This is a genomic window from Leifsonia sp. McL0618 (genome assembly GCF_049994905.1).
Taxonomy (GTDB): Bacteria; Actinomycetota; Actinomycetes; order Actinomycetales; family Microbacteriaceae; genus Diaminobutyricibacter.
Genome location: NZ_CP188258.1, coordinates 957,490 through 983,737 on the forward strand (window position 1 = coordinate 957,490; position 26,248 = coordinate 983,737).

Annotated in this window: 35 protein-coding genes; 20 read left to right on the forward strand and 15 right to left on the reverse strand. The window is 64.9% G+C overall.

From position 1 onward, the window contains the following. Positions 1-48: 48 nt before the first annotated feature. Positions 49-333 carry a hypothetical protein gene (locus tag ACPPVQ_RS04625; RefSeq protein ID WP_426519101.1) on the reverse strand — a complete coding sequence of 95 codons (285 nt, stop codon included), beginning with the start codon at positions 331-333 and terminating at the stop codon, positions 49-51. A 94-nt stretch (positions 334-427) separates the two neighbouring features. Between ACPPVQ_RS04625 and ACPPVQ_RS04630 the strand changes: the two genes are divergently transcribed. The 3 genes from ACPPVQ_RS04630 to ACPPVQ_RS04640 all read left to right on the forward strand — a co-directional run bounded on the left by ACPPVQ_RS04630 (position 428) and on the right by ACPPVQ_RS04640 (position 3,125). Then, positions 428-787, forward strand: coding sequence for a hypothetical protein (locus ACPPVQ_RS04630; RefSeq protein WP_426519103.1), 360 nt, complete (start codon positions 428-430; stop codon positions 785-787). Between the two features lie 119 nt (positions 788-906). After that, a complete protein-coding gene (locus ACPPVQ_RS04635) occupies positions 907-1,701 on the forward strand; it encodes an EAL domain-containing protein (RefSeq protein WP_426519105.1) in 795 nt (264 codons plus the stop codon). Positions 1,702-1,802: 101 nt separating this feature from the next. Beyond that, on the forward strand, positions 1,803-3,125 hold the full coding sequence (locus ACPPVQ_RS04640) for a diguanylate cyclase domain-containing protein (protein ID WP_426519107.1): 1,323 nt from the start codon (positions 1,803-1,805) through the stop codon (positions 3,123-3,125). A 23-nt stretch (positions 3,126-3,148) separates the two neighbouring features. Here ACPPVQ_RS04640 and ACPPVQ_RS04645 read toward each other — a convergent pair whose 3' ends face one another. Next, positions 3,149-4,123, reverse strand: a complete 975-nt coding sequence (locus tag ACPPVQ_RS04645) for a diacylglycerol/lipid kinase family protein (protein ID WP_426519109.1) — start codon at positions 4,121-4,123, stop codon at positions 3,149-3,151. A gap of 118 nt (positions 4,124-4,241) precedes the next feature. On the opposite strand from ACPPVQ_RS04645, the gene ACPPVQ_RS04650 reads away from it, so the two are divergent. The 5 genes from ACPPVQ_RS04650 to ACPPVQ_RS04670 all read left to right on the forward strand — a co-directional run bounded on the left by ACPPVQ_RS04650 (position 4,242) and on the right by ACPPVQ_RS04670 (position 6,966). Continuing rightward, a complete protein-coding gene (locus ACPPVQ_RS04650) occupies positions 4,242-5,093 on the forward strand; it encodes a serine/threonine-protein kinase (protein ID WP_426519111.1) in 852 nt (283 codons plus the stop codon). 108 nt (positions 5,094-5,201) lie between these two features. After that, on the forward strand, positions 5,202-5,507 hold the full coding sequence (locus ACPPVQ_RS04655) for a hypothetical protein (RefSeq protein WP_426519113.1): 306 nt from the start codon (positions 5,202-5,204) through the stop codon (positions 5,505-5,507). Continuing rightward, a complete protein-coding gene (locus ACPPVQ_RS04660; RefSeq protein ID WP_426519115.1) occupies positions 5,507-5,839 on the forward strand; it encodes an ATP-dependent DNA ligase in 333 nt (110 codons plus the stop codon). The genes ACPPVQ_RS04655 and ACPPVQ_RS04660 overlap by 1 nt, the downstream gene beginning before the upstream one ends. Positions 5,840-5,873: 34 nt before the next feature. After that, positions 5,874-6,149, forward strand: a complete 276-nt coding sequence (locus tag ACPPVQ_RS04665; RefSeq protein ID WP_426519117.1) for a hypothetical protein — start codon at positions 5,874-5,876, stop codon at positions 6,147-6,149. 64 nt (positions 6,150-6,213) lie between these two features. Beyond that, positions 6,214-6,966 (forward strand): phosphatase PAP2 family protein, encoded by a 753-nt coding sequence (locus tag ACPPVQ_RS04670; RefSeq protein WP_426519118.1) that lies wholly within the window; start codon positions 6,214-6,216, stop codon positions 6,964-6,966. 3 nt (positions 6,967-6,969) lie between these two features. Here the strand turns inward: ACPPVQ_RS04670 and ACPPVQ_RS04675 are convergent, their stop codons facing one another. Further along, positions 6,970-7,443 carry a MarR family winged helix-turn-helix transcriptional regulator gene (locus ACPPVQ_RS04675; RefSeq protein WP_426519120.1) on the reverse strand — a complete coding sequence of 158 codons (474 nt, stop codon included), beginning with the start codon at positions 7,441-7,443 and terminating at the stop codon, positions 6,970-6,972. A gap of 63 nt (positions 7,444-7,506) precedes the next feature. Between ACPPVQ_RS04675 and ACPPVQ_RS04680 the strand changes: the two genes are divergently transcribed. Further along, positions 7,507-7,875 carry a VOC family protein gene (locus ACPPVQ_RS04680; RefSeq protein ID WP_426519122.1) on the forward strand — a complete coding sequence of 123 codons (369 nt, stop codon included), beginning with the start codon at positions 7,507-7,509 and terminating at the stop codon, positions 7,873-7,875. Between the two features lie 11 nt (positions 7,876-7,886). On the opposite strand, the gene ACPPVQ_RS04685 is transcribed toward ACPPVQ_RS04680, so the two are convergent. After that, complete coding sequence (locus ACPPVQ_RS04685; protein WP_426519124.1) at positions 7,887-8,501, reverse strand: TetR/AcrR family transcriptional regulator; 615 nt, start codon at positions 8,499-8,501, stop codon at positions 7,887-7,889. A 139-nt stretch (positions 8,502-8,640) separates the two neighbouring features. On the opposite strand from ACPPVQ_RS04685, the gene ACPPVQ_RS04690 reads away from it, so the two are divergent. Further along, positions 8,641-9,666 carry an aldo/keto reductase gene (locus ACPPVQ_RS04690; RefSeq protein ID WP_426519126.1) on the forward strand — a complete coding sequence of 342 codons (1,026 nt, stop codon included), beginning with the start codon at positions 8,641-8,643 and terminating at the stop codon, positions 9,664-9,666. 15 nt (positions 9,667-9,681) lie between these two features. Here ACPPVQ_RS04690 and ACPPVQ_RS04695 read toward each other — a convergent pair whose 3' ends face one another. After that, positions 9,682-10,188, reverse strand: coding sequence for a ferritin-like domain-containing protein (locus ACPPVQ_RS04695; protein WP_426519128.1), 507 nt, complete (start codon positions 10,186-10,188; stop codon positions 9,682-9,684). Between the two features lie 224 nt (positions 10,189-10,412). Here ACPPVQ_RS04695 and ACPPVQ_RS04700 point away from each other — a divergent pair, with 224 nt between their 5' ends. Further along, positions 10,413-11,078, forward strand: coding sequence for a hypothetical protein (locus ACPPVQ_RS04700; protein ID WP_426519130.1), 666 nt, complete (start codon positions 10,413-10,415; stop codon positions 11,076-11,078). Between the two features lie 9 nt (positions 11,079-11,087). Here the strand turns inward: ACPPVQ_RS04700 and ACPPVQ_RS04705 are convergent, their stop codons facing one another. Further along, on the reverse strand, positions 11,088-12,014 hold the full coding sequence (locus ACPPVQ_RS04705; RefSeq protein WP_426519132.1) for an aldo/keto reductase: 927 nt from the start codon (positions 12,012-12,014) through the stop codon (positions 11,088-11,090). Positions 12,015-12,062: 48 nt separating this feature from the next. Next, entirely contained in the window at positions 12,063-13,040 is a 978-nt protein-coding gene (locus ACPPVQ_RS04710; RefSeq protein WP_426519134.1) for an NAD(P)-dependent oxidoreductase, read from the reverse strand. 42 nt (positions 13,041-13,082) lie between these two features. Between ACPPVQ_RS04710 and ACPPVQ_RS04715 the strand changes: the two genes are divergently transcribed. Together ACPPVQ_RS04715 and ACPPVQ_RS04720 are read left to right on the forward strand one after the other, a co-directional pair. After that, positions 13,083-13,976, forward strand: coding sequence for a metalloregulator ArsR/SmtB family transcription factor (locus ACPPVQ_RS04715; protein WP_426519136.1), 894 nt, complete (start codon positions 13,083-13,085; stop codon positions 13,974-13,976). A 45-nt stretch (positions 13,977-14,021) separates the two neighbouring features. Then, positions 14,022-14,432 (forward strand): arsenate reductase ArsC, encoded by a 411-nt coding sequence (locus ACPPVQ_RS04720; RefSeq protein WP_426519138.1) that lies wholly within the window; start codon positions 14,022-14,024, stop codon positions 14,430-14,432. 39 nt (positions 14,433-14,471) lie between these two features. Here ACPPVQ_RS04720 and ACPPVQ_RS04725 read toward each other — a convergent pair whose 3' ends face one another. Next, on the reverse strand, positions 14,472-14,639 hold the full coding sequence (locus tag ACPPVQ_RS04725; RefSeq protein WP_426519140.1) for a hypothetical protein: 168 nt from the start codon (positions 14,637-14,639) through the stop codon (positions 14,472-14,474). A 155-nt stretch (positions 14,640-14,794) separates the two neighbouring features. On the opposite strand from ACPPVQ_RS04725, the gene ACPPVQ_RS04730 reads away from it, so the two are divergent. After that, positions 14,795-15,373 carry an isochorismatase family protein gene (locus tag ACPPVQ_RS04730; RefSeq protein ID WP_426519142.1) on the forward strand — a complete coding sequence of 193 codons (579 nt, stop codon included), beginning with the start codon at positions 14,795-14,797 and terminating at the stop codon, positions 15,371-15,373. On the opposite strand, the gene ACPPVQ_RS04735 is transcribed toward ACPPVQ_RS04730, so the two are convergent. After that, positions 15,370-15,687 carry a ferritin family protein gene (locus ACPPVQ_RS04735; RefSeq protein ID WP_426519144.1) on the reverse strand — a complete coding sequence of 106 codons (318 nt, stop codon included), beginning with the start codon at positions 15,685-15,687 and terminating at the stop codon, positions 15,370-15,372. The two genes, ACPPVQ_RS04730 and ACPPVQ_RS04735, sit on opposite strands and share 4 nt — an antisense overlap. Before the next feature lie 124 nt (positions 15,688-15,811). Here ACPPVQ_RS04735 and ACPPVQ_RS04740 point away from each other — a divergent pair, with 124 nt between their 5' ends. The 3 genes from ACPPVQ_RS04740 to ACPPVQ_RS04750 all read left to right on the forward strand — a co-directional run bounded on the left by ACPPVQ_RS04740 (position 15,812) and on the right by ACPPVQ_RS04750 (position 19,032). Beyond that, entirely contained in the window at positions 15,812-16,465 is a 654-nt protein-coding gene (locus tag ACPPVQ_RS04740; RefSeq protein ID WP_426519146.1) for a DUF1345 domain-containing protein, read from the forward strand. Positions 16,466-16,638: 173 nt separating this feature from the next. Then, positions 16,639-18,516 (forward strand): potassium transporter Kup, encoded by a 1,878-nt coding sequence (locus tag ACPPVQ_RS04745; protein ID WP_426519148.1) that lies wholly within the window; start codon positions 16,639-16,641, stop codon positions 18,514-18,516. Positions 18,517-18,591: 75 nt separating this feature from the next. Next, complete coding sequence (locus tag ACPPVQ_RS04750) at positions 18,592-19,032, forward strand: hypothetical protein (RefSeq protein ID WP_426519150.1); 441 nt, start codon at positions 18,592-18,594, stop codon at positions 19,030-19,032. 12 nt (positions 19,033-19,044) lie between these two features. Here ACPPVQ_RS04750 and ACPPVQ_RS04755 read toward each other — a convergent pair whose 3' ends face one another. Both ACPPVQ_RS04755 and ACPPVQ_RS04760 read right to left on the reverse strand, forming a co-directional pair. Next, positions 19,045-19,647: a signal peptidase I gene (locus ACPPVQ_RS04755; protein WP_426519152.1), complete on the reverse strand. Its 603-nt coding sequence runs from the start codon at positions 19,645-19,647 to the stop codon at positions 19,045-19,047. Then, complete coding sequence (locus ACPPVQ_RS04760; protein ID WP_426519154.1) at positions 19,637-19,894, reverse strand: hypothetical protein; 258 nt, start codon at positions 19,892-19,894, stop codon at positions 19,637-19,639. The genes ACPPVQ_RS04755 and ACPPVQ_RS04760 overlap by 11 nt, the downstream gene beginning before the upstream one ends. Positions 19,895-20,085: 191 nt before the next feature. Here ACPPVQ_RS04760 and ACPPVQ_RS04765 point away from each other — a divergent pair, with 191 nt between their 5' ends. Then, positions 20,086-20,361, forward strand: a complete 276-nt coding sequence (locus ACPPVQ_RS04765; RefSeq protein WP_426519156.1) for a hypothetical protein — start codon at positions 20,086-20,088, stop codon at positions 20,359-20,361. Here the strand turns inward: ACPPVQ_RS04765 and ACPPVQ_RS04770 are convergent. Continuing rightward, entirely contained in the window at positions 20,348-21,247 is a 900-nt protein-coding gene (locus ACPPVQ_RS04770; RefSeq protein WP_426519158.1) for an RICIN domain-containing protein, read from the reverse strand. The genes ACPPVQ_RS04765 and ACPPVQ_RS04770 overlap by 14 nt on opposite strands. A 16-nt stretch (positions 21,248-21,263) precedes the next feature. Between ACPPVQ_RS04770 and ACPPVQ_RS04775 the strand changes: the two genes are divergently transcribed. Beyond that, on the forward strand, positions 21,264-21,530 hold the full coding sequence (locus ACPPVQ_RS04775) for a hypothetical protein (RefSeq protein WP_426519160.1): 267 nt from the start codon (positions 21,264-21,266) through the stop codon (positions 21,528-21,530). A 183-nt stretch (positions 21,531-21,713) separates the two neighbouring features. Here ACPPVQ_RS04775 and ACPPVQ_RS04780 read toward each other — a convergent pair whose 3' ends face one another. Beyond that, positions 21,714-22,295 carry an alternate-type signal peptide domain-containing protein gene (locus tag ACPPVQ_RS04780; protein WP_426519162.1) on the reverse strand — a complete coding sequence of 194 codons (582 nt, stop codon included), beginning with the start codon at positions 22,293-22,295 and terminating at the stop codon, positions 21,714-21,716. A 352-nt stretch (positions 22,296-22,647) separates the two neighbouring features. Between ACPPVQ_RS04780 and ppk2 the strand changes: the two genes are divergently transcribed. Next, positions 22,648-23,472: a polyphosphate kinase 2 gene (gene ppk2, locus ACPPVQ_RS04785; RefSeq protein WP_426519164.1), complete on the forward strand. Its 825-nt coding sequence runs from the start codon at positions 22,648-22,650 to the stop codon at positions 23,470-23,472. Between the two features lies 1 nt (position 23,473). Here the strand turns inward: ppk2 and ACPPVQ_RS04790 are convergent, their stop codons facing one another. Together ACPPVQ_RS04790 and ACPPVQ_RS04795 are read right to left on the reverse strand one after the other, a co-directional pair. After that, the gene (locus ACPPVQ_RS04790) at positions 23,474-24,082 is read right to left on the reverse strand and encodes a TetR family transcriptional regulator (RefSeq protein WP_426519166.1); all 609 of its coding nucleotides are present in this window, start codon (positions 24,080-24,082) and stop codon (positions 23,474-23,476) included. 62 nt (positions 24,083-24,144) lie between these two features. Then, entirely contained in the window at positions 24,145-26,190 is a 2,046-nt protein-coding gene (locus ACPPVQ_RS04795) for an MDR family MFS transporter (protein WP_426521399.1), read from the reverse strand. Between the last annotated feature and the right edge of the window lie 58 nt (positions 26,191-26,248).

Genomic DNA, 26,248 nt, shown 5'->3' on the forward strand with positions numbered 1-26,248 from the left:
AGGGGTCGAAATCGGGGGCGATTCGCGGTACGGCTCGAAAGCCGCCCCTCAGGGCTTGCCTTCCTCGCTATAAGCAGTCTCCGCATCCGTGTCGGAGGCATCGTCGTCACGGTCCTGAAAACCGGTCTCGACGTCCTGCACCAGATCGGCGAGCACGCCGTGCTTCGTGGTGTCGTTGTCGGCGATCGCGCCGCCGTCTTCGCCGTCGATTCCGGGAGCTTCTCCGTTCGTCTGGTCGAATTCGGTGACCACTTCGTTCTCGTTCGTGCCTTCCACAGTGTTCTCCCGTTCCCAGTCGGTGTTGACGCCGCCGCGCGGGCGGCCCGTTGTCATCGCCGACGGTACGCGGGTGCGCGCGGTTGGCAAGTCCACCCCCGGAATGCGTGGGGGATTGACTTCCGCCGAGTGTGGGGCTTTCGTCTGGGGGATGACTGTCCGACTGAATGAGAACGCACTGTCGCACGCAAAGGGTCTCCTCCGCCAGAGCAAGGTCACTCACGACGAGCGCGACGACTGGAGCAAACACGCTCCCACCGCTGACCAAGAGAACGACTTCATCGAAAAGAACGGTATGGCCGAGTACGCACGATGGCACCTCGGCGAAGACACCGAGAAGACGGACGGCACAAAGGGGCGTTATCTCTTTCCGTACGGCGACTTCAAGACTCTGCACCGTTGTGCCGTCATTTCGGGTGAAAGTCGCGCCGGGCAATACAAGCACGCCTCGATCGAGCGGGCGCTCAAGGAGCTTCTCGAGAAGATCGACGCTAAAACCGATACGAAGTAGGGCACACCCCGACCACGGAGCCAACACCCTATACCACCGGGCGCAATTCGACAACGGTCCCCGGCCTGCCGAGGCGATAGGGGAGACTGGGTCAAACGGACACAGGCAGGGAGGTTCTCGTGCGCTCTGATGATCGCCGAACCCAGCTGGAACGTGACCTCCCCGGTGCCGCAGGACGTGGCGAGATCGTTGCGGTGTTCCAGGCGCAGTACTCACTTGCGACCGGGGCGATCGTGGCGGCGGAGGCGTTGAGCCGGTGGATCCACCCGCGCTTCGGTCTGGTCGAACCAGCCGAGTTCATCCCGATGGCCGAGCGCCTGGGCCTGATCGGCAGGATCGGGGACGTCATGTTGCGGATCGGCTGCCAGGCGGCGCGGGACTGGCAGGCCACAGGTCACGAGATCGAGGTTGCCGTCAACGTCTCAATCCTCCAGTTGCGCACGCGGGAGATTCTGACCACGATCAGTGGACTGCTCAAGGACCTCTCCCTGAGTCCACGGTTGCTGACGTTGGAATTGACCGAGTCCACACCGCTCGCAGACGTTCCGGAGGCGGCCGATACCCTCCACGACCTGAGCAGGCTCGGAGTCAACATCTCGGTCGACGATTTCGGGTCCGAATACTCTTCGCGCGAACAAGTCATCGCGTTGCCGGCGACCGAGCTGAAAATCGATCAGGCTCTCGTCCGGGAATCCCGGGGCGACAACAACGAAGAGCTGGCCCGCGCTGTCGAATTCGGCAAAGCGCGAGGTATGCGCCTGGTCGCTGAGGGTATCGAAACCCCGGAACAGCTCGAAAGGGTACGTGCGCTGGAATGCGATCGCGGACAGGGATACCTGCTTTCACGCCCGACGACCAAGGCCGACTTGGACGGCATGTTGGTCTCCGCCGCCGGCATGGACACAGAACGCTAATACTTGCAAACTTGACGATTGCGTCGCGAACAGTCACCCTGAGACATGCACTTTGAGATGTCACCCTGTTGAGACCGGAAATGCTCGACGAAGTCGCGCGTATGGCACCTTTTCCCCGCGCCCTCATCAACAGCTCTCGTGTGATCGTGGATGCCAACGTGGCGCTCGAAGTCTGGGCAAGCCGGTCCCCTGGAACGCTGGTGGGGATGCCGTTGGCGAGCGTGCTCGGCGTCGATGATGATGCGCTCACGGCGGCGCTGGCCACCGGAAACACCGGAGGCATCCGCCTCGCTTCAACGACGCACGGGTATCAGGAGGCGCGGAGCTCCATAGTGATCCGTGCAGTGCGGATATCCGGGGCGCGTACGATCGTCGCTTTCGATCCCGAGCTTTCGGCGGTAGGTGATCAGACACGCGCGCTCGGTCGACGAGAAAGCGAGCGACTGCAACTCCTGCTCTCCGCATCCGTCGCATTCGCGAACACACGATCGGAGGAAGAGCTCGGCGAGCTCCTCTCCGAGACTGCGCGTCGCGCATTCAACGCCAGCGCGTGCAGCGTACACACCGGCGAGGAGGGGAACTACACCTTGGTCGCCGGCGAGAACCGGCTGGCCGATGTCTGGCCGGACGACGCCCCACCGAGAGGTCGCGTCGCCTTGCAACTCGGACAGGTGGTGACGGTTGAGACACCCGATGACGCTGACAGGTTGGTGCCGGGCGTCGGCCTGGGTGAGGTCTTCAGACGAGCTGGCGTGTTCTCCGTCATCGGTGCGCCGATCATCGAAGACGGAACCCCATTCGGGGCCTTCGCGTGTTACTTCGACCAGCACCGAACCTTCGACGACCAGGCCGTACCGTTGGCGGAAGCGCTCGCCCAGCTCGCAGGGCAGGTCCTCGTTCGCCTGCGTTTGGAGGGGCGCCTGCGACGGGCGGCGATGCTCGACGAGGTCACCGGCCTGCCGAACCGGCGGTTGTTCGACGAGAACCTCCAGCTGACGCAGCGCGCGCCGACCGAGCAGATCGCTGTCCTGTTCGTGGACCTCGACGGGTTCAAAGCTGTCAACGACAACCTCGGGCACTCCACGGGCGATGCCGTCCTCAAGGAAGTGGCGGAGCGTCTCACCGGCGTCTTCCGTCAGGAGGACTCGATCGCACGCTACGGCGGCGACGAGTTCATCGCCGCCTTGCATGTCGCCAACACGGCCGACGCCATCGAGCTGGCAGACCGGGCGCGGGCAGCCATCGCCCGGCCGTTCCTCGGCCTTCCCGCTGGCCTGGAGATCACCGCGAGCGTCGGCATTGCGATCACGGAAGCCGGAGTCGACGGCCCACCGACCGACCACCTCATCCGCCTGGCCGACCAGGCCATGTACGCTGCGAAACGGGGCGGAGGCGATCGTGCGATCGTCTTCGACGCCCGCTGACGCGACCATGACCCGATCGACGATCATTCGTCGGGCATGCGCACGGTCAGGGCGCCTGGGACGATCCAGGCTTTGATTGCTGTCGCGTACCCGAGGGTGTCACCGTCGAGTTCGATCTCTTCGGGTTTACTCAGGCGCACGCTCAACTTCTTGCCCCTGAGATAGCGGAGGGCATGGACGTCTTTCGTGATGAAGAGACGTCCGCCCGGGGTCCGGCGCAGTACGCCGTTCTCCCAGAAGACTTTGCCGACGATCTGAAGCCAGCCGAGGATGTCCTGCGGTCGCATCATCACAAGATCGAAGAGCCCGTCATCGACTTCGGCATCGGGCAGGAGTGCGATATTGCCGGTCAAGGTGCCGCAGTTGCCGATGATGAGGGTGTGCGCCCGCACGGCTTGCTGTTTGCGCTCATCGAGCGAGAACCGGAGCCGCAGCTGGTGTTCGTCGCGCAAGGCCCGGATGATCGCCTGGACGTAGGCGAGCCAGCCGACTCGCGCTTTGAGCTTCTCGTCGGTTTTGCTGAGCATCTTGGCGTCGAGGCCCAGGCCGGCCATCACGACGAAGGCGTGGTGGCTGATCGAGGCATCGGGCCGGCGAATATCGATGCGGACGACGTCGATGGGATGATCGGAGCCGGTGAACGCGGTTCGCACGGACTCGACGAGGTCGTCGATGGTCAATCCGAGGTTGCGGGCGAGCAGGTTGCCGGTCCCGGCGGGCAGGATGGCCAGGGGAACGTTCGTTTCCGCCAGTGCTTCGGCAACAGCGCGCACGGTGCCATCTCCACCCGCCGCTATCACCAGCGAAGCCCCTTCGGCCAGCGCCCGTTCCGTTTGACCGGAGCCGGGATCCTCAGCGGTTGTTTCGATCCACAGTGTCGGAGCCCACCCATCCGTCCCGGGTTCGTCCGCTACCGCGCGTCTGATCGCGGACTCGTCCACTTTGGTCGGGTTGAAGACAACGGCGGCACGGCGCGGGCGAGCGTGGGATTCGGGCATGCTTCACCGTAAGGGCTGGCGAGTCCGCGGACATTGGGGTGGTCACGAGCATCAAAGCGGTGTATGACAATGGAAACGTGAGACGATCGGACCAGCTCGTGCTCGGAGGGGACGTGGCATGAGCCAGCAACAGATCGACGCACCCCTGCTTCTCAATCGCTACCGGCCTCAGCGGCTCCTCGCCCGCGGTGGTTCCTCGCTCGTATTCCTCGCGCTTGACGAAAACCTGGGCCGCGAGGTCGCCCTCAAACTGTTCGCGTCCGGTCGGGATGAGGACGAAGCGCGTTTCCAGGCCGAGTTGCGTGTTCTGGCGAATCTCCGCCATCACGGTGTCGTGTCGATCCTCGACGCCGGCATCGATCACTCAGCGCCCGACGACCCGCGTCCGTTCCTCGTCATGGAACTCGTCGACGGGGATACGCTGCGCACCACGATGGAGAGCCGTGCCATGTCGCACCGGTCTGTCGGTGAGATCGGGTTCGAGGTTGCGGAAGCACTCGAATACATTCACGCCCGCGGTGTCATCCATCGTGACATCACCCCGACGAACATCATGATCGTCGACTACCGCACCCGATTCTCTCGCCCTCGTGCGCAACTCACCGATTTCGGCATCGCACTCGATTCCTCCACGCCCCAGGAGTCAGATCGCACGATCGGAACGGCTGCGTACCTCAGCCCCGAACAAGCTGTCAACGACCCGCTCACGCCGGCATCGGACATCTACTCACTCGGTCTCGTGCTGTTGGAATGTTTCACGGGTGTGCGCGCATTCCCGGGCGGAGCACTGGCAACAGCAGTACGGCGCCTGGAGTCGGATCCGGAAATCCCAGAGACCGTACCGAAGGCGTGGCGACAGTTGCTCCGCCAGATGACGGACCGTGACCCCGCAGCTCGACCCACTGCCGCCGATGTGACGAGCGCTGCACGAGAGGCGCTCCGCGCGATGGGCGAAAAAGGCGACAGCTGACTCACCTGGCGTCCGTCGCGCCTGCCGTCGAATATGATCGATCCGCCACCGCTGCGCTGGACCGCCCGGACATCACCGCGGGAGGCGTCAAAAGAATGGAGCCACGAAGTGGGCAGTCTTGTGTACGGTTCGCCCGGCGCCGCCCTGGAGATCGACGACAGACTCCTGGCTCACCTGCAGCTGGTGATCGTCACCAAACTGCGCCGGAACGAGCAGTTCCTCCTCTCGTGGGACAGCGAGGGAGCCTACGACAACGGGCACACCGCGGTGTGGATCAACCCGTCCATCCCGTTGCATTTCAAGTACGTCGGCAGTAAACGACCGACGCTGAATCGAGCGTGGAGCGAAGCATTGATGGACGCGGCGAACAGCGCAGGCGGCCTGCGTGCCGTTCCGGAACCGGCGGGGGAGTGATGGGAACCCTTTACTACGGAGCATCGACATCGATGGCCGAATTCGACGATCGGGTCCTTGCGCACCTGCAAATGGCGATCGTCGCGAAGCTGAGGCGCGGGGAGTCCTTCGTGTTCTCCTGGGACGTGGACCGGGAGAAGGGCAGCGGGTCGCACTCCCTCTGGATCAGTCCGACCATCCCCTTGCGGTTCACCTACCAGGCCGGCAGGCGCGGCCCGATCAACCGATCGTGGGTGGATGCGCTGGTGAAGACCGCGAACAGTGTTCCCGGTCTCCGTATCGTCGATGAGCCGTCGGAGAGCGTACAGTCGGCTTCGCGGGACGACGAGTGAACGAGGGCAGAGTGAACGAGGGAACGGACAGATCGTGATTGTGAACAGGCTCACCGTCGACGGCAAGGACTACTTTCTGCCCGACCCCGTCACCGAACTGCGCGAGAAGATCAAGGCCGCAGTGCAGGCCGGCGGCGACTATGTCAACATTCCTCCGCTGCGCTCAGGTCCCGGCGTCGACATCCTCTTCTCACCCGGCATGCCGGTCGTCTGGACGCAGATCGACGTCGGAGGCGATGCGGCCTCCGACAGCGGAGCTGCTGACGACTCGGATTCGAGCATCGAGGACGACAGCTTCGGCTCCCTTTAACTGACGAGAGCACCGGTTTGTCAACCCCTCGGGCGTGTGTGCCGTGCGCGCCTATGGTTGGGAAATGTCGAACGAGGATCAGGGTGACGCGAGCCGCACGCCGAAAGACGTGATCAAGGACGTCGTCGACAGTGAGGCTCCTGGTGAGGTGCGGATCGCCCGATTGTGGTGGGTCGTCTCGGCTGTCGGTGCTCTCCTTCTCGTCGTCCTGCTGGCGGCGGTGATCTTCTACCGGCAGGCAGACAAGCCGTTCGGATTCGAGGTCGAGTGGATGGGCGAGCTCGTCGAGGCGCGCGCGCCTGTGTGGACGATCCCGGCCCTGGTCTTCGACTGGGTGGGTGGTGGCATCAGTTCGATTGTCATTGTGCCCCTCGCGATCATCGGGGGCCTGCTGATCTGGCGGCGCCCGTGGGGAGCCCTGTACTACGCGGTCGCGGCCGCAACCAGCGTGACGCTCACGACGATCATCAAGACCCTTGTCGGGCGTCCGCGACCGACCGAGATCCTCGTTCAACCCGACTTCGGCTCGTTCCCCTCCGGCCACAGTGCCAATGCGGCGGTCATCGCGACGACGCTCGGCATCATCTTCTGGCGAACCTGGATCTGGATAACCGGTGCCGTCTACACCCTCCTGATGATGCTCAGTCGCACCTACCTCGGCGCACACTGGATCTCGGATACGGTCGGCGGCATGCTCGTCGGGGTGGGCGTCGCGGTCATCATCTGGGCGCCGTTCGCCTTGCGGCTGTATCGCGAGCGACGGCTGCCGCACCCTCCGATCTGGGTCAAAGTGGATCGGCATCCCGTCGATCCATGACACTCACGGCACCGCGGGCGTCCGTTCGTCGGTGTCGTCGCTCAAGGAGCGGATCATGCTCTGCAGGATCCTGAACGCAGCGGACCGCTCGTCCTCTGACATGCCGCCCAGCATCCTGACCTCCACGGACCGGACCGCAGCGCTCGCCTTCTCGAGGCTCCGTCGACCGCGTGGTGTAAGCCGGGTGGGAAGAACTTTCCCGACCGTGGCCTCCGCCGGCCTGGTCACGTAGCCGTCGCGTTCCAATGCTTGCAGGAGTACGTTCATCGACTGCCGTGTCACGAACGCTCCGCGTGCGAGCTCGGAGTTCGACAGTCCGGGGCGCTGCGCAAGCAGCTCGAGGCAGGAGTAGTGCGTCACGGTCATCCCGAGTGGCCGCAGCACCGCCTCCATGGCTGTGCGGAGGGCGCTCGACGCCTCTTTCAGCAGGTAGCCCAGTGACGTCGCAAGGTCGACGCCGGCTTCGTCTTGACTCATGTCAGTATTCTGACATACATTGGGCTGTGTCAGATAACTGACACCCAACTGAGGAGCGCCGCCATGCCCGCCACCGGCCCAGACTTCATCTCCCTCCAGGCTCGCGATCTCGATGCGTCGCAGGCGTTCTACGAGCAGTACCTCGGCCTCGTCCGCTCTCAGGCAGGCCCGCCGCATGCCGTCGTCTTCGAGACGACACCGATCGCGTTCGCGCTGCGAGAAATCGTTCCCGGCACGGATCTTGCGTCGGTCGCCCAGCCCGGCATCGGTGCGGCGATCTGGCTCCATGCCACCGATGTCCAGGCCATTCACGACGCTCTCGTCGCCGACGGCCACACGATCGTCTCGGCTCCGATCGACGGCCCATTCGGCCGCACCTTCACCTTCGCCGACCCCGGCGGTTACCAGGTCACCCTGCACGACCGGGCCTGAGACGTCGAAGGTCAGCCGACGTCGTTCCTTCGCAGTCCCGCCAGCAGCAGGCGCACCATCCGCTCCGCCTGTCCGGAACTCTCGCTGCCGCCCGGGGCGCCCGCGTGGCAGAGGTTCGCGACGGCGCTGAGGAACTCGGTCGCGTCGACGACCTGGATGATGTCCCCCGACTCGGTGGCGGCGATGAGCAGCCGCTTGAGAGTGGGCGCAAGGCGACTGGAGAAGTATTCGGCGAGCGGCTCGTACGCAGAGTCCCCGGAGTGCAGCGCAGCGGCAAGACCGCGCTTCGTTGCCACGAACTGCGTGTAACGCATGATCCACCGGTCGAGCGCCTCGCCGGGGGGGTATGTCGCCTCGATCTCGCTCGCAGCAGCGACGCACGCGTCGATCTCGCGTCGGAACACCGCAGAGATGAGATCCGACCGGAGCGGGAAGTGCCGGTAGAGCGTGCCGACCCCGACGCCCGCGCGTTCGGCGATCGCTCGTACCGGCGCGTTCACGCCGGCCTCGGCGAACACCGCCTTCGCGGCATCCAGGAGGGCGTCGACGTTCTGTTGAGCGTCGGCTCGCTTCCGGCGCGGCCGGGGCGTCACCGGACTTTCGGGCGCACCCGCAGTGGTGGTCATGCACGATCTCCTTGTAACGGAACGCCGTTCCGCATATAGTCGTCAGTAAGGGGAACGATGTTCCGGTAATCGATGCGTGACCTGATCATAAGGCACCGCCGCGTTCCGTGCCACGGCGACGATCGCAAGGAGCAGAAACATGCAATATCGCACACTCGGCCGTACCGGCATCCAGGTGACCCCCTACGCGCTCGGCGCGATGATGCTGGGAAGTCTCGGCAACTCCGACCGGCAGCAGGGAGTCGCCATCATCCAACGGGCGCTCGACGGCGGCATCAACTTCGTGGACACTGCCGACCGCTACGGCGACTCCGAGGAGGTCGTCGGCGAAGCACTCAAGGGCCGCCGCGACGAGGTCGTTCTCGCCACGAAGTTCTGGGGCCCCATCGATGACGATGTCAACCATCGCGGCGCATCCCGCCGTTGGATCATGCAGGCAGTCGAACGTTCGCTCCGCCGCCTGCAGACAGACCACATCGACCTCTACCAACTGCACCGGCCCGACCCGGCCACGGACATCGACGAGACGCTCTCGGCGCTCACGGACCTCGTCCGCCAGGGCAAGGTCCGCGCGATCGGGTCGTCATCGATGCGCGGGTCGGAAATCGTCGAGGCACAGTGGATGTCTGAGAGACGCGGCTTCGAGCGCTTTCGCACCGAGCAGCCCAACTACTCGATCCTCGACCGCGAGATCGAGCGTGAGATCCTCCCTGTGGCCGAACGCTATGGAATGGGCACGCTCGTCTACAGCCCGCTCGCCGGCGGCACCCTGACGGGTCGGTACCGGGCGGGGCAGGAGAACGACAACTTCCGCTCGACGAGAACCGGCATGCACCACTTCCGGGACGAGCGCCGACTGGCTGCCGTCGAGGAACTCATCACGCTCTCCGAAGAAGTCGGCGTGAAGCTGACGCACCTTGCCATGGCGTTCGTCATCGCGCACCCGGGTGTCACATCCGCGATCGCAGGGCCGCGGACGATGGAGCAACTGGAGGACACCCTCGCCGGGGTGGATGTCGCGCTCTCCGACGACGTGCTCGACCGCATCGACGAGATCGTGCCGCCTGGAGAGAGCATCGGCGCGATGGACATGGTCTACCGCGGGCCCGAAATCGGCGACCCGACCATGCGTCGCCGGCCGGCCGGGCAGCGCTCGGCCGCGTGAGGGAAGACGGTCGGATCAGGTCTCGCGTGCAGCGGAGTCCTGAGCCGCCACGTCTTCTGCGGCCTGCTGGATCTTCTCGCTCGCGGCGACCTCCTGCTGCAGATTCTCCGTCAGGAGCCGGACCACGTCATCAGCGTCGTCCCAGGTCTCCGCGATCGTGATGAGGCTCTGGTAGACGCCGATCTCGTACAGCTCCGTCTCGAGCGCGCCTGCCAGCAGCGCCGAGTCCACGACGTCATCATCAGTCTTCAGGAACATCGATCTGCTCTCTTTCGCAAGCCCTTTGGTCGCGGGTGACGGCGAAGCCCTGAGTCGCTCCTCGAGCAGCTGGAAGCACCGCTCGATGTTGTCGATCTGCTGCCGCGTCTCGGAAGCGTGAGCGTGAAACAAGTCACGGAGCTCCCAGCGCTGCGTGCGGTCCTGGAGCTCGACGAGCATGTCCAGGGAATCGTGCTCCATGGTCAAGGCTGCGCTCAACTTGGCGCCGAAGACTTCCTCCTGGGTATCGAAATGTTCGAACACGATGCTCTTCTTTCGTCTGCTGACAGTCGTACCCCGTGCGGCGGCCGCCCTCAATCCCCCCGCGACCACGGCCGTGCCAGGGATGCTGCGCGGCGTGGGTGCGCCCCGCTCGTGGCGCGAAAGCCCTTGCGTGACCGGACGAGTCTCGGTACATTCACGCGGGATCGACTCGTGGGAGGCCGCGGTTTTCGAGGCCGGCGGGACACGGAGAAGGCGGAAGAATCATGAATCTGTTCCTCACCATCGTCAGCGGTCTGGCGTGGACCATCGTCTATATCGAAGCGATCCGACTGGGCTTCAGATACCGGACCTACGCGATACCGGTGGCGGCGCTCGGCCTCAATCTCGCCTGGGAGACCATCTACGGCATCCACGGTCTCACCGGGACGATCTCGGCGCAGTCGATCATCAACCTCGTGTGGGCGGCGGCCGACGCCGTCATCGTCTTCACCTTCCTCCGCTTCGGGCGCAGGGAGCTGCCGCCCTTTGTGACGCGACCGCTGTTCGTCGGTTGGGCTCTCGTCGTGTTCGGCATCTCGTTCGCCGTGCAGGCGTTGTTCATCGGCGAGTTCGGCTGGGACGGGGGCGCCCGGTATTCCGCTTTCCTGCAGAACCTCCTGATGTCGGGACTCTTCATCGCCATGCTGGTCGCCCGCCGCGGAGTGCGCGGCCAGTCCCTGGTGATCGCCGTCGCCAAATGGCTTGGCACTCTCGCTCCGACCATCCTGTTCGGTGCGCTGGCTGGCCGGCCGTTCATCCTCTGGATCGGGCTGCTCTGCAGTGTCCTCGACCTGATCTACCTCGGGCTGTTGTGGGCGGCGAAGAGGAATCCGGTCGCATTCGCGGCGCCGCCAGAGGTGGATGTGCAGGTGGTGGCGCGCCCCGCCTGAAGAGAACGGCTACGGGAGGAGGTGCCCGGCGGCGGTGAACAGTCGGTACCATTCCTCGCGGTTCAGCTGAACGTCGGACCCTGCGGCGGCCTGAGCGACTCGCTCCGGATTTGTCGTGCCGAGCACAACCTGCATGGTGGCGGGATGCCGGGTGATCCACGCGACGGCGATGCCCATCGGCGTCACACCATGCTCGGCAGCGATCTCGTCGAGCGCGTCGTTCAGCGGTCCGAAGTTCTCGCGGTCACCGATGAAGACGCCGTTGAAGAAGCCCTTCTGGAATGGTGACCACGCCTGCAGTGTGATGTCGTTGAGACGGCTGTAATCGAGGATGCCGTTGTCGCGGTCGATCGACTGGTCCAGCCCCGCCATGTTGGCGGCGATTCCGTGGGCGATGAGTGGTGCGTGCGTGATGCTGAGCTGCACCTGGTTGAACGCGAGCGGTTGCCTGACCGAGCGCTTGAGAAGTTCGACCTGGCCCGGGGTCTGGTTGGACACGCCGAAGTTGCGCACCTTTCCCGAACTGTGAAGCTGATCGAATGCAGCCGCGACCTCATCCGGTTCGACCAGAGTGTCGGGGCGGTGCAGCAGAAGGATGTCGAGGTAGTCGGTGCGCAAGGCGGCCAGACTGCGGTCGACCGAGGCGAGGATGTGCTCTTTCGAGAAGTCCCAGAAACCGTTCCGGATGCCGACTTTGGACTGGAGGATGACCGATCCGCGCTCGGCGGGAGCGAAGGTGACCGCGTCGCCGAAGCGAGTCTCGCATCCGTGGTCGCCGCCGTAGACGTCGGCGTGGTCGAAGAAGTTGATTCCGGCATCACGGGCTGCGCCGACCAGGGCTCGGATCTCCGCGTCGTCGAGGTCGGAGATCCGCATCAAACCCAGAATGACGTTCGAGGCGTGGAGGGTCGTCTGGGGCGGGGTGAAGGTCTTCATCTGTCTGTTCTCTTCTTTCTTTCTTTGTCTATCGGTGATCGGTCGGCGTCAGCGGGTCGGGACCGGCGCGCTGATCGCGTCGTAGACCCAGGCCACGTCTTCGTTTCCGTGGCCGGCCTCGCTCGCCTCGGCGTACAGGTGCTCCAGGCTGTCGAGGTATGAGATCGTCGTGGGCCCGGCCGTGGCCTGTGCCAGACGCAGGTCTTTGAGCAGGCCGTCGAGCGCGAATTGCGGAGCCCGGGGTCCTTCGAGAATCACTGCGCCTTTGAGGTGCGCGTATGGGCTGTCCGAGGCCGACCCGGCGATGGCATCCAGGAAGATCGAGGGCTCGAGGCCGAAAGCGCGGGCGAGCGCGACCGACTGGGCGGTACCGGCGGTGAGGCTCGCGACCCAGGCATTGCAGACGAGCTTCAGGTCGGATGCCTCGCCGAGGCGAGTACCCACGGTGATCGATTTCGATCCGATCGCGTCGAAGACCGGCTGCAACGCGGCGATAGCTCTGCGTTCTCCCGATGCGAGCACGGTCAGCGCACCGTGTTCAGCGGGGTTCTTCGTTCCCAGAACGGGCGCGTCGACCACGCTGATGGGGTAGGCGGATGCTGCAGTCGCGACCGCGCGCATCCCCTCTGCCCCGATCGTGGCGCTCTGCATCCAGATCGCGCCTTCGCGCATTGCGGGCAGGAACTCCGTGCCGACGCGTAGCACGGCCTGCGCATCGAACAGCATCGTCAGAACGACGTCGGCGTCACGCACGGCGGCGAACGGATCGGCTGCCGCGCGTGCACCCGACTCGACCAGGTGCCTCGTCTTCTCCGGGCTCCGGTTCCACACCGTCACGCGGAAACCCGAGCGCAGGAGTGAACGGGCCATAGCCGCTCCCATGGTTCCGGTGCCGAGCACTGCGACTGTGAGCCCGGGGGGCCGGGGATTCGATGATTCGGTCATGATGTCCTCCGATTCGGTTTGTCGAATCCAGAGTGACAGCCGGTGTGTGCGATGTCTAAGACCGCTCATCGACTGGGCCATAAGCGAGATGGATCAATTCGCAAATCGCATAGGCTTCGGTCTATGAGTGGTGTTCCGGAGGCGAGCGATACGCTGCGCAGCCTGAAGCGGATCTCCGATCCGACGCGTGCCCGCATCCTCTCCCTGATCCTGAGCGGCGAGGGGGGACGCGCTTCGGTGACCCGCCTCGCCGACGAACTCGACCTGACCCAGCCGACCGTGAGCCACCACCTGAAAGTCCTCCTCGACGACGGGCTCCTGCAACGCGAACCGGAGGGCCGACTCGTCTGGTACTCCGTCGTACCCGACCAGGTCGATCGCGTTTCCGATCTGCTTCAGGAGCGGGACTCGAGCGTGCCGGCCGACGCGGTGCTGGACAGGATCTCCGCTGACCTCGCCCAGCGCTTCGTCGGTGTTTTCGCACCGGAGACCGTCGGGCGTTACGTGCGGGAGAGTTACGAACTCCTCGCCGACCAGTCCGGCATCACGCGGAACCTCGCGTCGCTCACCTCCCGGTTCGCTGCGGACCGGCTGAGCGCGCTGGCGAACCAGGACCACGCTGCGGGCGACCGGCCGGAAGTGCTGTTCGTCTGCGTGCAGAACGCAGGCCGGTCGCAGATGGCCGCGGCCATCCTCAAGCACCTCGGCGGCGACCGGGTCCACGTGCGCACCGCCGGCAGCGAGCCGGTGGATGTGGTGCGCCCGACCGTCGTCGCCGCGCTTGATGAGATCGGCGTGCCGATCGGGGGCGAGTATCCGAAGCCGCTCACCGACGAGGTCGTGCGTGCAGCGGATGTCGTGGTGACGATGGGATGCGGCGACGCCTGCCCCGTCTATCCGGGCCGTCGCTACCTGGACTGGGAACTCGACGACCCAGCCGGCCAGCCGTTGTCGAAGGTTCGCGAGATCCGCGACGACATCGAAGCGCGCGTGCGAGACCTTCTCGCAACCTTGTGAGACAACGCATTGACAGCCATCTATGGGTTGCCGCATACTTGAAGCATGTCTGAAAAGCCCACCGTCCTCTTCGTCTGCGTTCATAACGCGGGGCGTTCCCAGATGGCCGCCGGTTACATGCGGGCCCTCTCCGAGGGCAAGGTCGAGGTGCTTTCGGCCGGATCCGAGCCGAAGGACCAGATCAACCCGGTCGCCATCCAGGCGATGGCCGAAGAAGGCATCGACATCGCGAACAATGTTCCGAAGATCCTCACGACCGAAGCGGTCAAGGATTCGGACGTCGTGATCACGATGGGGTGCGGTGACACCTGCCCGATCTTCCCGGGCAAGCGCTACGAAGACTGGGAACTCGAAGACCCCGCGGGCAAAGACATCATCGTCGTGCGCCGGGTTCGCGACGACATCAAGGGCCGCATCCAGACGCTGCTCTCAGAAATCCTCCCCGTCACCGCCTAACAGGCGTCGCTCCGCGGGGTGGGTGACCACCGGGGCGCGTTATGAACCGGACGGCGGGTCGTCCACCTGCGCTTCAGCCTCCAGGTCGGCCTGTTCGAGATTCCCGATGTTTCCGAGCTCGGGGATCGGGCCGAGGTCGGTCTGCCCTTCTTCGGTCATGTCGCCGACAGGGGTGTCCGCATCGTCGTTGTTTCGTTCTCCGGTCATGATGATCTCCTTGAGTCATGATGATCTCCTTGAGATGACTGCGCCTTTTACACCCACACGTGTACGCCCGTATCCCTGATCCGTAACCCCTTGACGCGGCCAGGCAACCGGACAGTCATTGACTTCCGGCGAAGACGCGGCCTAACCTCTGCGGCATGACAACGCTCGAAGGACGGAACGGTACGGCGCTCCTGGTGATCGACGTGCAGAACGGCGTCATCGACGGCGCCTGGCGACGGGATGCGGTGGTGGGCACGATCCGCTCGCTCGTCGACCGGGCGCGAGCTGAAGAGGTGCCCGTCGTATGGATCCAGCATTCGGATGATGTCGTCGCGTACGGCAGCGAGGCCTGGGAATATGTCCCCGAGTTGTCGCGCAACGAGGAGGAATCTCTCGTGCCGAAGCACTACGCCGACGCGTTCGAGGAGACGGCACTCGAGTCCGTGCTCGCCGGCGCCGGCGTGGGGAGGATCGTCGTCACGGGCTCGCAGACGGATGAGTGCATCCGGTCCACCATCCACGGTGGCCTCACCCGCGGGTACGACGTCACACTCGTCGGCGACGCACACACGACGGAGGACCTGAGCGAGTGGGGAGCGCCGACGCCCGACCTGGTCGTCGCGCATACCAATCTCTATTGGGCGAACCACCGAGCTCCCGGCCGCATCGCCGAGGTGGTCGCCGCCGCCGATGTCGCGTTCACGGCCGGCTCGCCGGCGACGATTCCGGGCTAGTCCTCTGCAGCCGCTTCGGAGGCCTCCCCGCGCTTCACGATGTCCCCGCTCTGGAAGAGGATTCCTTGAGCGATTTCGCGCCATTGTGGTTTGGCACGCAGGAGGAACTCGAGTTCCATACTGAAATGCTTGTACTCCTCGCCGAGGGAGTCCTGCATGATCGCTTTCGCCGCCTCATCCTTCTCGACAGCGATTCGCTGCTCATACCACCCGATCGCCTCGGCCTCCTCGGAGAGGCTGGCGCACATACGAGCGAAAGTCCTGGTCTGCTCGCTGAGCTCGCTGGGTGGTTCGTGATACTGGTCGGTCGACATCGCTCTCCCTCGTTTGTCACGTACTCACCGTCACCGTACGCCGAAAGGATCAGCGTCATGTGCACTGTTTGACGAAGGTTTCCAGCCCCTGGCCCGGGGAATGGGCGGGTGGAACGATGAGGCCATGACACCTGCATCTGAGTTCGGTCACTGGCACGACACGCGACTTCGCCTGCTTCTCATGGCCGTCGTCGGCGTCGCCGTTGGCATCATCGTCAGCGTCACGGTCGGCGCGGAGTACGGGATCACGTCGGGATGGGCCGCGGCCTGCGTGGTGTACATCAGCTCCGCCTGGATCTCGGTGGCGAGGCTGGACGACAAGCAGGCCGAGCGATACGCCACGCGAGAAGACCCCAACCGCGCGGTAGCGGAGGTCCTGATCCTGATCGCCGGCGTCGGCAGCATCGTCGCCGTGATTCTCCTGCTCGGAGGGGCTAAGAATGCACCCGGAGCGGCTAAGGCCATCATCCCGATCCTCGGGCTTCTGAGCGTGGCGCTGTCCTGGTTTCTCATCCACACCCTCTTCACCCTTCGTTATGCCTCGCTCTATTACAGCGGCACGAACGGCGGCATCGACTTCAACGAGGACGAGCCGCCCAACTATCTCGACTTCGCCTACGTCTCCTTCACCCTGGGCATGACCTATCAGGTCTCAGACACCGACCTCAAGACACGCGCGATCCGGGCAACCGCGCTCCGGCAGGGCTTGCTCTCGTATCTCTTCGGTGCCGTCATCCTCGCCTCGGCCGTGAACCTGGTGGCCGGTCTCGCGCAATAGGCCGAGTCGACAGGGATGAGGGGTAACGTGGGCCCAATGCGAGGTAGAGGGATTCGCCGCCGGCACTTCCGCCGATCGACATGACCCGGCCAGTTTCGGCGCAGCCGGATGGCGTTGATTCCGGACCCCCACCCGCGCCAGTCACACCCCGCGCGCACGGCCGTGGTACACGCGTGGGCGCAGTCGCGGCGGTCGCCGCGCTGGGGGTCGTCTTCGGTGACATCGGCACCAGCCCGCTCTACGCGCTGAAGACGGTCTTCCTCCTCGACGGGGGTGCCGTTCGCGCGAACCAGGGCGATGTGTTCGGCGTCATCTCGCTGATGTTCTGGAGCATCACGATCATCGTGTCGATCAAGTATGTCGGCATCCTGATGCGCGCGGACAACGAGGGTGAGGGCGGCGTGATGGCGTTGGCTGCGCTCGCCCAGCGGCTCTATTCCACGCGCAAGGGGCGCGCCGGAACGCTGCTGGTGATCGGTATCGTCGGCGTGGCCCTGTTCTATGGCGACTCGATCATCACTCCGGCGATCAGTGTTCTTTCGGCGGTGGAGGGCCTCAATGTGACCACGCCGGCCATCGCGCACCTGGTCATTCCGATCGCAGCCGTGATTCTCATCGGCCTCTTTGCCGTCCAGCGATTCGGAACGGGACGGGTCGGCGGCCTTTTCGGGCCGGTGATGGTGCTGTGGTTCGTCGTCCTCGCCGCGGCCGGCCTCGTCATGGTGATCCAGGACCCGGCCGTTCTGCTCGGGTTGTCGCCCACGTACGCGATCGTCTTCATCGTCGCGCATCCATCGATCTCGTTCATTGCGCTGGGCGCGGTGGTCCTCGTCATCACGGGAGCAGAAGCACTCTATGCCGACATGGGGCATTTCGGACCCGCTCCGATCCGCCGCGCCTGGTTCTTCCTGGTGTTCCCCGCGCTGACGATCAACTACCTGGGCCAGGCGGCACTGATCCTGCACGATCCCGCGGCCAAGGCCAACCCGTTCTTCCTGCTGATCCCGGAGTGGGGCCGCCTGCCCGTGGTGATACTGGCGACCGTCGCGACCGTGATCGCCAGCCAGGCCGTCATCTCCGGGGCGTTCTCCCTTTCGCGACAAGCGGTCCAGCTGGGCTTGCTTCCGCCCCTGAGCATCCGTCAGACGTCGCGGCAGGAGGGTGGCCAGATCTACCTGCCGGCCGTGAACGCCCTGCTGTTCATCGGTGTCATGGCTGTCATGCTCGCCTTCGGTTCGTCCGAAAGGCTGTCCACGGCATACGGCATCTCTGTGACCGGGGCGCTCGTCGTCGACACGCTGCTTCTGTTGCTCGTAGCCCGCCCGCTGTGGCAGTGGCGTGCCTGGAAGATCGTGGCGGCAGCCGTCGTCTTCGGCGGACTGGAACTGACCTTCCTCGCCGGCAACCTCTCCAAGGTCGTCAATGGCGGATGGGTGCCGCTGCTCATCGCGGCCGCCGTCATCACCGTCATGACGACGTGGCGACGTGGCCGTCAGCTCGTGCAGGAGGATCGCAAGAAGAAGGAAGGATCTCTTTCCGAATTCATCGAAGAGGTTCGCACGCAGAACCTGGCGAGGGTGCCGGGGATAGCCATCTTTCCGCATCCGAACAAGAACAGTACGCCGCTGGCCTTGCGTGCGAACGTCCAGCACAACCACGTTCTGCACGAACACGTGATCATCGTGTCGATGACGACTGCGCCGGTCCCGCACGTTCCGACCTACGACGCATTCATCTACGACGAGCTCGGCTACGCGGATGACGGAATCGAACACCTGACGATCCGTTTCGGATTCTCCGACAAGCCGGACATCCCCCGCGCGCTTCGCTCGGCCTGCTACGCAGGGATCCTTCCCCTCAAGGCCAAGGATTTCAAGGACGCGTCCTACTTCATCTCGCGCGGGGCGATCCGTACCACCCGGAAGAAGGGGATGGTCGGGTGGCGCAGATCACTGTTCGTCGCCCTCGCCCACAACGCCGCAGATCCCGCGGCTCGCTTCGGGCTCCCGGCACTTCGGACCGTCACGATGGGCAGTGACGTCGAAATCTGACGGGACTTTGTGCCCATCCGCTGCCGGTTCAGGCGCCGGAGACTGGTCGAAGCAGAGGGATGCGAGGATCGCAACATGCGCACGTCACGTCTGACGACCACCGCATTCTGGTCCCTGCTCGTCGTGTCGGTCTTCAACGCGCTTTCGGCAATCGCCGGAGGGATCGCCATTCTGGCAACCGACGGATTGGGAATGCCCTCATCCATGCTCGCGGGCGGCCCGTTCACGACGTTCACCTGGCCGGGCCTGATCCTGCTTGTCGTGGTCGGCGGCAGCCAGACCCTGGCAGCGGTGCTGCTCATCGCGCGCCGGCCATCGGCTCTTCTGTGGTCGGCCGTCGCAGGGTTCGGCATGATGATCTGGATCTTTGTTGAGACGGGGATCATCCGCGGACTCTCCTGGCTGCAGGTGGTCTACTTCGCCACGGGCGCACTGCAAGTCATACTCGTGCTTGCGTTGCTCGGGGTTGCCGGCTGGCTGCCGCGAGTTTCGCCCGGGATTCGGTCAACGCCATGACTGCGAGCCCGGTCATGGCGTCCGGCGTCGTCTGAGCGCGCCCAGCAGGCCGCTCGTGAGCATGTACGCGGCATACCCGAGCAGGACCACCGCGATCACCGGGATCGCCAACGAACGGCCAGGTCCGTTCAGGGCGGAATTCACGTATCCGATCCAGGGCACGCTGTACCAGACGATGCCGCGCACCTGCGGCTCGGAGACCGGGGGATCGGCCTCTGCGTTGTTGTCGCCCTTGGTGGTGAACGTCTTCGTGCCGTCGCTGCTCGACGTGATGGTGATGACACGGTGGGAGATGACGGCGGGGTCGCCTGAACGGATCTGGTACGTCATCACGTCGCCGACCGTGATCTGGTCGATCGGCATGGGCTTCACCACGATGAGTGTGCCCGGCGGCAGTCGGGGCTCCATCGATGTCGTGAGGATCGTCAGCGGCGTCGCACCGGCGACCTTGGGAACGACGATCACCAACAGGGCGAGCAGCAGCACGACGGCAAGGAGACCTGCGCTGAGCCCGACACCGATGTAGTGCCAGAGACCACGCTCGGTTCGGGTCTGCCCCTCAGGACCCTGGCTCTCCGGCGTCTGGCTGTTCACGAGGCTCACGTCACTGGTCACGTCGTCGCCGCCTTGTCGCTGCGAGCACGGCGATCCCGACGCCCAGAAAGCAGGCGGCCACTGCGAAAGGAAGGGTGACATCCGATCCGGTCCGGGCGAGGGTCGCACCCTGGTCGCTGAAGGCGGGAACCGCGGTCCCGTGTTCGCACGGGTCGGCCGGTGCAGGGGCAGCAGCATCCTGAAGGAAAACGTGGATGGTGAGCCCGGCATTCTGGCTTTGAGCGACAGATCCGCTGACATCGTCCATCGCCAGCGTCAGCGGGATGGCGACAGTACCGTCGGCGGTGATGGGGACCCCGGCGAGCAGTGGGCGACATGCGTCGGGCGCACCCAGGTCGACCGGGGTCGCCGTCGCAGGCGGGTCGGCCTTCGCCGTGAGGGTGAGCGCGCGCCAGGGCCTGGTCCGACGGTGTGACGTCGGACGCCCGCAGGGAGAGGGTGACGGGCCTGTCGATCGGGTTCCTGACGTACAGGATCGCGGTGCGCGAGTTGGCGGGCACGAGGATCGTCGAAGCGAACATCCCGTTCGGCAGAGTGGTGCCGAAATGTGTTCCGTCCGAGCTGACCAGGACCGGTATGTCGGCCGTCGCTGCCGCTGCGGGCAGCGGTGCGAGCATCGCAGCGGCAGCACAGAGGACGGCCGCGACGGCCACCCGGCGGATCAGCCGGGTGCGTCGCGCGTCCGTAGTCGTCATGGTCGTCACTGGACCGTGAATGTCTGCGCGGGGGAGTTCGCGTCGCAGATCTGCTGCACGAGTTGAACCGCGTTGCCTTTGGAGGGCACTTGGAGACACATCCCGCTGCTCTGCGATTGGAACTGGTACAGGCCCCCCGCCAACGGGTTGACCTGCCAGTGCTGGTTGCCGACGCCGGTGGTCGGTTGGGTGATGACGTCGTCGCCGGCCGTGGTCGAGTTGTTTGCGACGGTCCAGACGAGGTTCGCATTGGAGGTGATCGTGAGGTAGCTGCCGACCCACTGGAAGGACCACTTCTGCGACGCTGCCGTCGAGCAGTTCCTGGACAGGAGTTGGAAGCCGGACGAGCCGTATGCCGCACCGTTCCCATCGACGCAGCGGCTGCTCGAAGAATTCGTGATCGTGTAGGTCGCACTGGTGTCCGGACCGATCCAGACCGCGACCGTTGCGGGCGTCGAGAGATTGCCGGCCGCGTCCGTCGCGCTCACGGTGTAGTTGTAGCTGGTGAAGGGTGTCAGGCCAGTGTCTGTGAAGGCCGTTCCTGTTCCGGTACTGACCGTGGTGCCGTTGCGCTTGACAACGTAGCCGGTGACGCCGACGTTGTCTGTCGACGGCTGCCAGGTGAGGGCAACCGACGTGCCCGTGGTGCTCGACCCGGCGAGGGCGCTGGGCGCGCTCGGAGCGACGTTGTCGACGAAGGTCTGTGTGAAGGTCGACGACGCAGCACTCGTCCAGGTGTTCGCCACGTTCAGGTTCGCTGTCACCGTCACTGCGACGTTACTGGCGCTCGGGATGCCGGTCACCGAGCCGATCGTCGTGCGCAAGCAGTACTGGTCGGATGCGCCTCCCGCGAGGGAGCCGGAGAGCACCGGCGGAGCAGCCCAGCTTCCAGTCGCCGGAGACACCGGGGAGGAACCTGCTGTGCACGCCGACACCGCGGCGACCTTCCAGAAGACCACGGAGATCGCGGATGCGAGTGGCGCCGAAGAGCCTGACGCCAGCGACGTGGCCGTCGAATACGCGGCCGTCACGTTGCCGTTGTTCGCGATGGTCAGCCCGACCGTCGTCGTCGAGGTGCTGCCGTCGAAGGTCACCGCCGGCGAGACACTGAACGTCTCGCCGGCGATGATCGCGCCTGCAGTCACAGTCGAGGCGGGCGTGCTCGCCGCGCCGTTCCACAACGCGTAACTCCCACTTGCGCCCAGCACGGCGCCGGCCGTGGCGATGATCGCCACCGCCGCCGTGGCGCAGATCGCCCGTAGTGCTCCCCGGGATCCACCGTGCCGCGGACGGGGGACGAAGGCCTGCCGTATACGCATTTCGTTCATCCTCCGTTCGGGTCGGTGGATCTCGGGCTGAAGTGCGGCGGGACTAGTTCTGGGTCAGCGTGAACTTGAGTCCGGTGAGGTCGACAGCACCGGTCTGCGTGGTGTTGTCGCCGGCCGTTCCGCGCGGGAACGGAAGGGTCACCGTGACCGTGATCGTCTTGGCTCCGGTCGCTCCGGTCACCGTGTACGTGTTCGCGGGGCTGGCGGCCAGGGTGATTCCCGTGGGCGGCGTGGTGACGACGACCTGCATGCCGGCGAGGAGTGCCGCTTTGAGTGCAGCGCTCGCCGTCGGGTTCGTGGCGCTCGCGACGATCGACGCTGGGTCGACCGTGAGTGCCGCGCTCAGGTTGTCGCCGATCGCTGAAATGTTCAGCTGCTGCGTGAAGGTGAGCGTGTCACCGGGGACGGCCCGGAAGGTCGCGATGGTGACCGCTCCGGCGCTTCCGCCGTTGGGCGTGTTCTGCCAGGTGCCGGTGCCGTTCGCGGCGATCGTCAACGTTCCGGACTGGATCTGGCTAGCGTTGACGGACGTGTTGCCGTTCCAGAGCGCGAAGCTGCCTGCGCCGCCGAGGAGAAGGGCGATTCCGGCCGCACCGGCGATGGCACCCTTGGTGAGTTTGTTCATGATGACGCTCCATTCGATGTGTCTTGCGGGCAGGGAGAACCCGCCAGGCAGCATCCAGCACGGAGGCGGCCTCGTACTCAGAGGCAGCATCACTGACGAACGCAGCGCTGTCGGGTCAGAGCTGCGCCCCATCCATGGGGCGAATGAGGAACACCTACAGCCGATTGTCGGGTGGACTGTACCGTTCCGTTCACCAAGCTATCGTGTCCTCATTTATGAGGACAACACGTCTGTGAACCCAGAACAGGGGAGGGGGTAGGGCCCAGAACAGGGGGCGGGTCAACCCATTCACTTCGGGCCTGAGCGGGCATACCGTTCGCAGCACGGATCGACCGGATCCGCAGACCGAAGGATGACCTTGTCCAGTCCGAAAAAGAAATCGAACAAGAGTGGCCCGGACCGGGCGGCCTACGAAGCGGAACTCGAACAGCTCCAGATAGAGCTGGTGGCCATGCAACAGTGGGCCGTCGCAACGGGGGCACGCATCCTGGTGATCTTCGAGGGACGCGATGCCGCGGGCAAGGGCGGAGCCATCAAGCGGATCATCCAGTACCTCAACCCGCGGTCAGCTCGCGTGGTCGCGTTGGCTGTTCCCACCGAACGCGAGAAGGGGCAGTGGTACTTCCAGCGCTATCTCGAGCGGCTTCCCGCGGCGGGCGAAATCGTGCTGATGGACAGGTCCTGGTACAACCGCGCCGGCGTCGAGCATGTGCTGGGCTACTGCACGCCCGAGGAATACGAACGCTTCCTGCGGCAGGTTCCTTCGGTGGAGCGGCTGCTGGTCGAGGACGGCATCATGCTGTTCAAGTATTGGTTCTCGGTGTCCGACGACGAGCAGCAGAAGCGGTTCAAGTCCCGGCTGAAGGACCCGATGCGCAGGTGGAAGCTCTCAGAGACGGATCTGCATTCGATCACGAGATGGGAAGAATACTCGCGAGCGAAAGACGCGATGTTCAAGGCGACGGACATCCCCGAGGCACCATGGTGGACGGTGGAGAGCGACGACAAGAAATCGGCTCGCCTGAACATGATCAGCCATCTGCTCCGCCAGATCCCGTATGAGAAGGTCGAGCCGAAGAAACTGACGCTGCCGGAGCGGCCGGAGTCAGACGACTATGAGCGGCCCGCCCGCGAGCTGTACAAGTACGTTCCCGACAGGGCGGCAGCCCTCGACTGACTCAACTCGATGAGCGGGCCGGCTCCATCTCCACCTCACCGACAGCGAGGAGCAGCTGCACAGCTGCTTTCAGCTGTTCTCCGATCGGCCGGTCAGAGTGGCTGCGGTCGTGCAACGTCTGGCTGAGGGCTGACATCACCAGGCCGACGGCGAGCTGCGCCTGCTCACGGTCGTTCGCGCGCTCGGCCGCGAGCGAGACGTACATCTCGCGCATCTCGACCATCATCTGGGTCGCCGTCGTCAGGAGTTCAGGACGGCGGCTCAGGAGCAGCTTCATGCGGGCGAGGCTCGGGCCGCTCTCGGAACTGCTCCCGATCACATCGCACAGCGCCATGACGAGGCTGCCCTGTGCGCACCGGAACGCCGTCGCCACTGCCGGGTCGATGGACGCCCCCTGAAACTCGAGGGCCGCGGCGGCTTTGGACGGAAAATAGTTGAAGAACGTTCGGCTCGAAACGTCCGCCTGTTGACAGATGTGCTCGACGGTCGTCGCATCCAGTCCTTGCGTATCGATGAGATGGAAGGCGGCCTCGTGGATGGCGTTCCGGGTCTGACGTTTCTTTCGCTCACGCAGGCCGAGCGCCTGGGAGCCGGTGTCAATGGTCGTCACGATCGTGATGTGCGTCGCAGCACCAAGGCGGGCGGCGTCACGGGACGCCGCCCGCTCTCGGGTCAGGTCTGCGGCACCACCCGGATGTTTCCGGTCGCGGAACTCACAGCTTCAGTGGCCACGGCATCCGTGGCGACAGCCTCGTCTGCGCGCTCCTGCAGGGCCGACGTCTTCCGCAGCGGCGGAACCTTGAAGAAGAGGCTCAGCACGAACGCGAGCAGGATCACTCCGAGACCGATCGTGTAGACCTCGATCACAGAATCGTTGAAGCCCACCATGAACGGCTTGCTGAGGCGCTTGTCCGCACCGTCGAGGAACGACGTGTCGCTCGTCGAACTGTTGCTCGAACTGTTCGCCTTCGAGTCGCCCTTCTTCAGCTCATTCGCAAGCGTCGGCGTGAGCTTGTCGACGTAGAAGCCGCGCTGGGTCGCGTTCGCCCAGTTCACTTCGACGACGCCGCCGTTGACGCTCGCGTGCGCCGCCTTGGCGACCGCGGCGAGGGCAGCGGCCTCAGCCGCGGGCTTCGCCGCAGCAACCTGCTGGTCGACGATCGACGCAGCGGCCTCCGGCGGGATGACGCCGGCGGCGACCTGCGCATTGACGGCTGCCGTGACCTGCTGCGTCACCGCGGCATCCGCAGCGGCCCTGGCCTTCGTCGTCGCGGAGGTGAGCTGACCCTGGATCTGCTTTTCGATCGGGGTGACGATCGGCGTCCACAGCTGCTTCATGATCGGCTTGTTGTGTGCCGCGTTCGCGACGTCGGGCGTCAGCGCTGCATCCAATGCGGAACTGAGCGTCGCCTGGTCGGCTGTCGCCTTGACGATGTTGGCCGGCAGCGCGGCGAAGAGCACGGAGAGCAGCACGGCGACACCGAGGGTTCCGCCGATCTGGCGGAAGAAGGTCGAGGCGCCGGTGGCGACGCCCATCTGGTTCGGCTCGACAGCGTTCTGGCTCGCGAGGGTGAGTGTCTGCATCATCTGGCCGAGACCCAGCCCGATGAGGAACATCGCGATCATCAGGAACCAGAGCGGCTTGTCGATCGTGAGGAACGTCAGCACGAAGAAGCCGGCGGCAGTGAACAGCGTGCCCGTGATCGGGAAGATGCGGTACTTGCCCGTGCGGGCGATGATCTGCCCCGAGGCGATCGATGCGATCATCAGGCCCGCCATCATCGGCAGCGTGGCGAAACCGGATGCCGTCGGGCTCAGCCCGAAGACGATCTGCAGGTAGAGCGGAAGCGTCAGCATGGCGCCGAACATTCCGAAACCGACGAGCACGCCCAGGATGGTCGCCATCGAGAAGACCCGCGAACGGAACAGGCGAAGCGGGATGATCGCGTCATCCTTCATGTAGAGCTCGACGAGGATGAACGTGAGCAGGCCGGCGGCGGCGATCGCGTAGCAGGTGATCGACGCGGCTGAGCCCCAGCCCCATTCGCGGCCCTGTTCTGCGACGAGAAGGATGGGAACCAGCGTCACGACGACGGCGGTCGCGCCCCACCAGTCGATGCGCGGCTTCGAGGTCCTGTTGAACTTCGGGAGGTGCAGGAACATCAGCACCATGACTAGCGCAACGATCGCGATGGGGACGTTGATGAGGAACACCCAGCGCCATCCCTCGATGAAGAGGATCTGGTTCGCGCCGGCGAACAGGCCACCGATGAGCGGGCCGATGACCGAGGAGATGCCGAAGACGGCCAGGAAGTAACCCTGGTACTTGGCGCGCTCACGCGGCGCGAGGATGTCTCCCATGATCGCGAGCGGAAGGGACATCAGCGCGCCGGCACCGATTCCCTGGAAGGCACGGAAGGCAGCGAGCATGATCATCGACGTGGAGAACGACGACAGCAACGAGCCCAGCAGGAACACGACGATCCCGAAGATGTACAGCGGGCGGCGGCCGAAGATGTCCGACAGCTTGCCGTAGATCGGAACGGCGATCGTGGAGGTGATCAGGTACGCGGTGGTGACCCACGCCTGGTCGTTGAGCCCGTGGAGGTCGTCGCCGATCGTGCGGATCGCCGTACCGACGATCGTCTGGTCGAGCGAGGACAGGAACATGCCGGCCATGAGGCCGTAGATGACGAGAAGAATCTGCCGGTGCGACATGATCGGCTTCGATTCCTGCGGCGCGGGTGCCGCCGGCTGCACCCTGACGGGCGCGGTG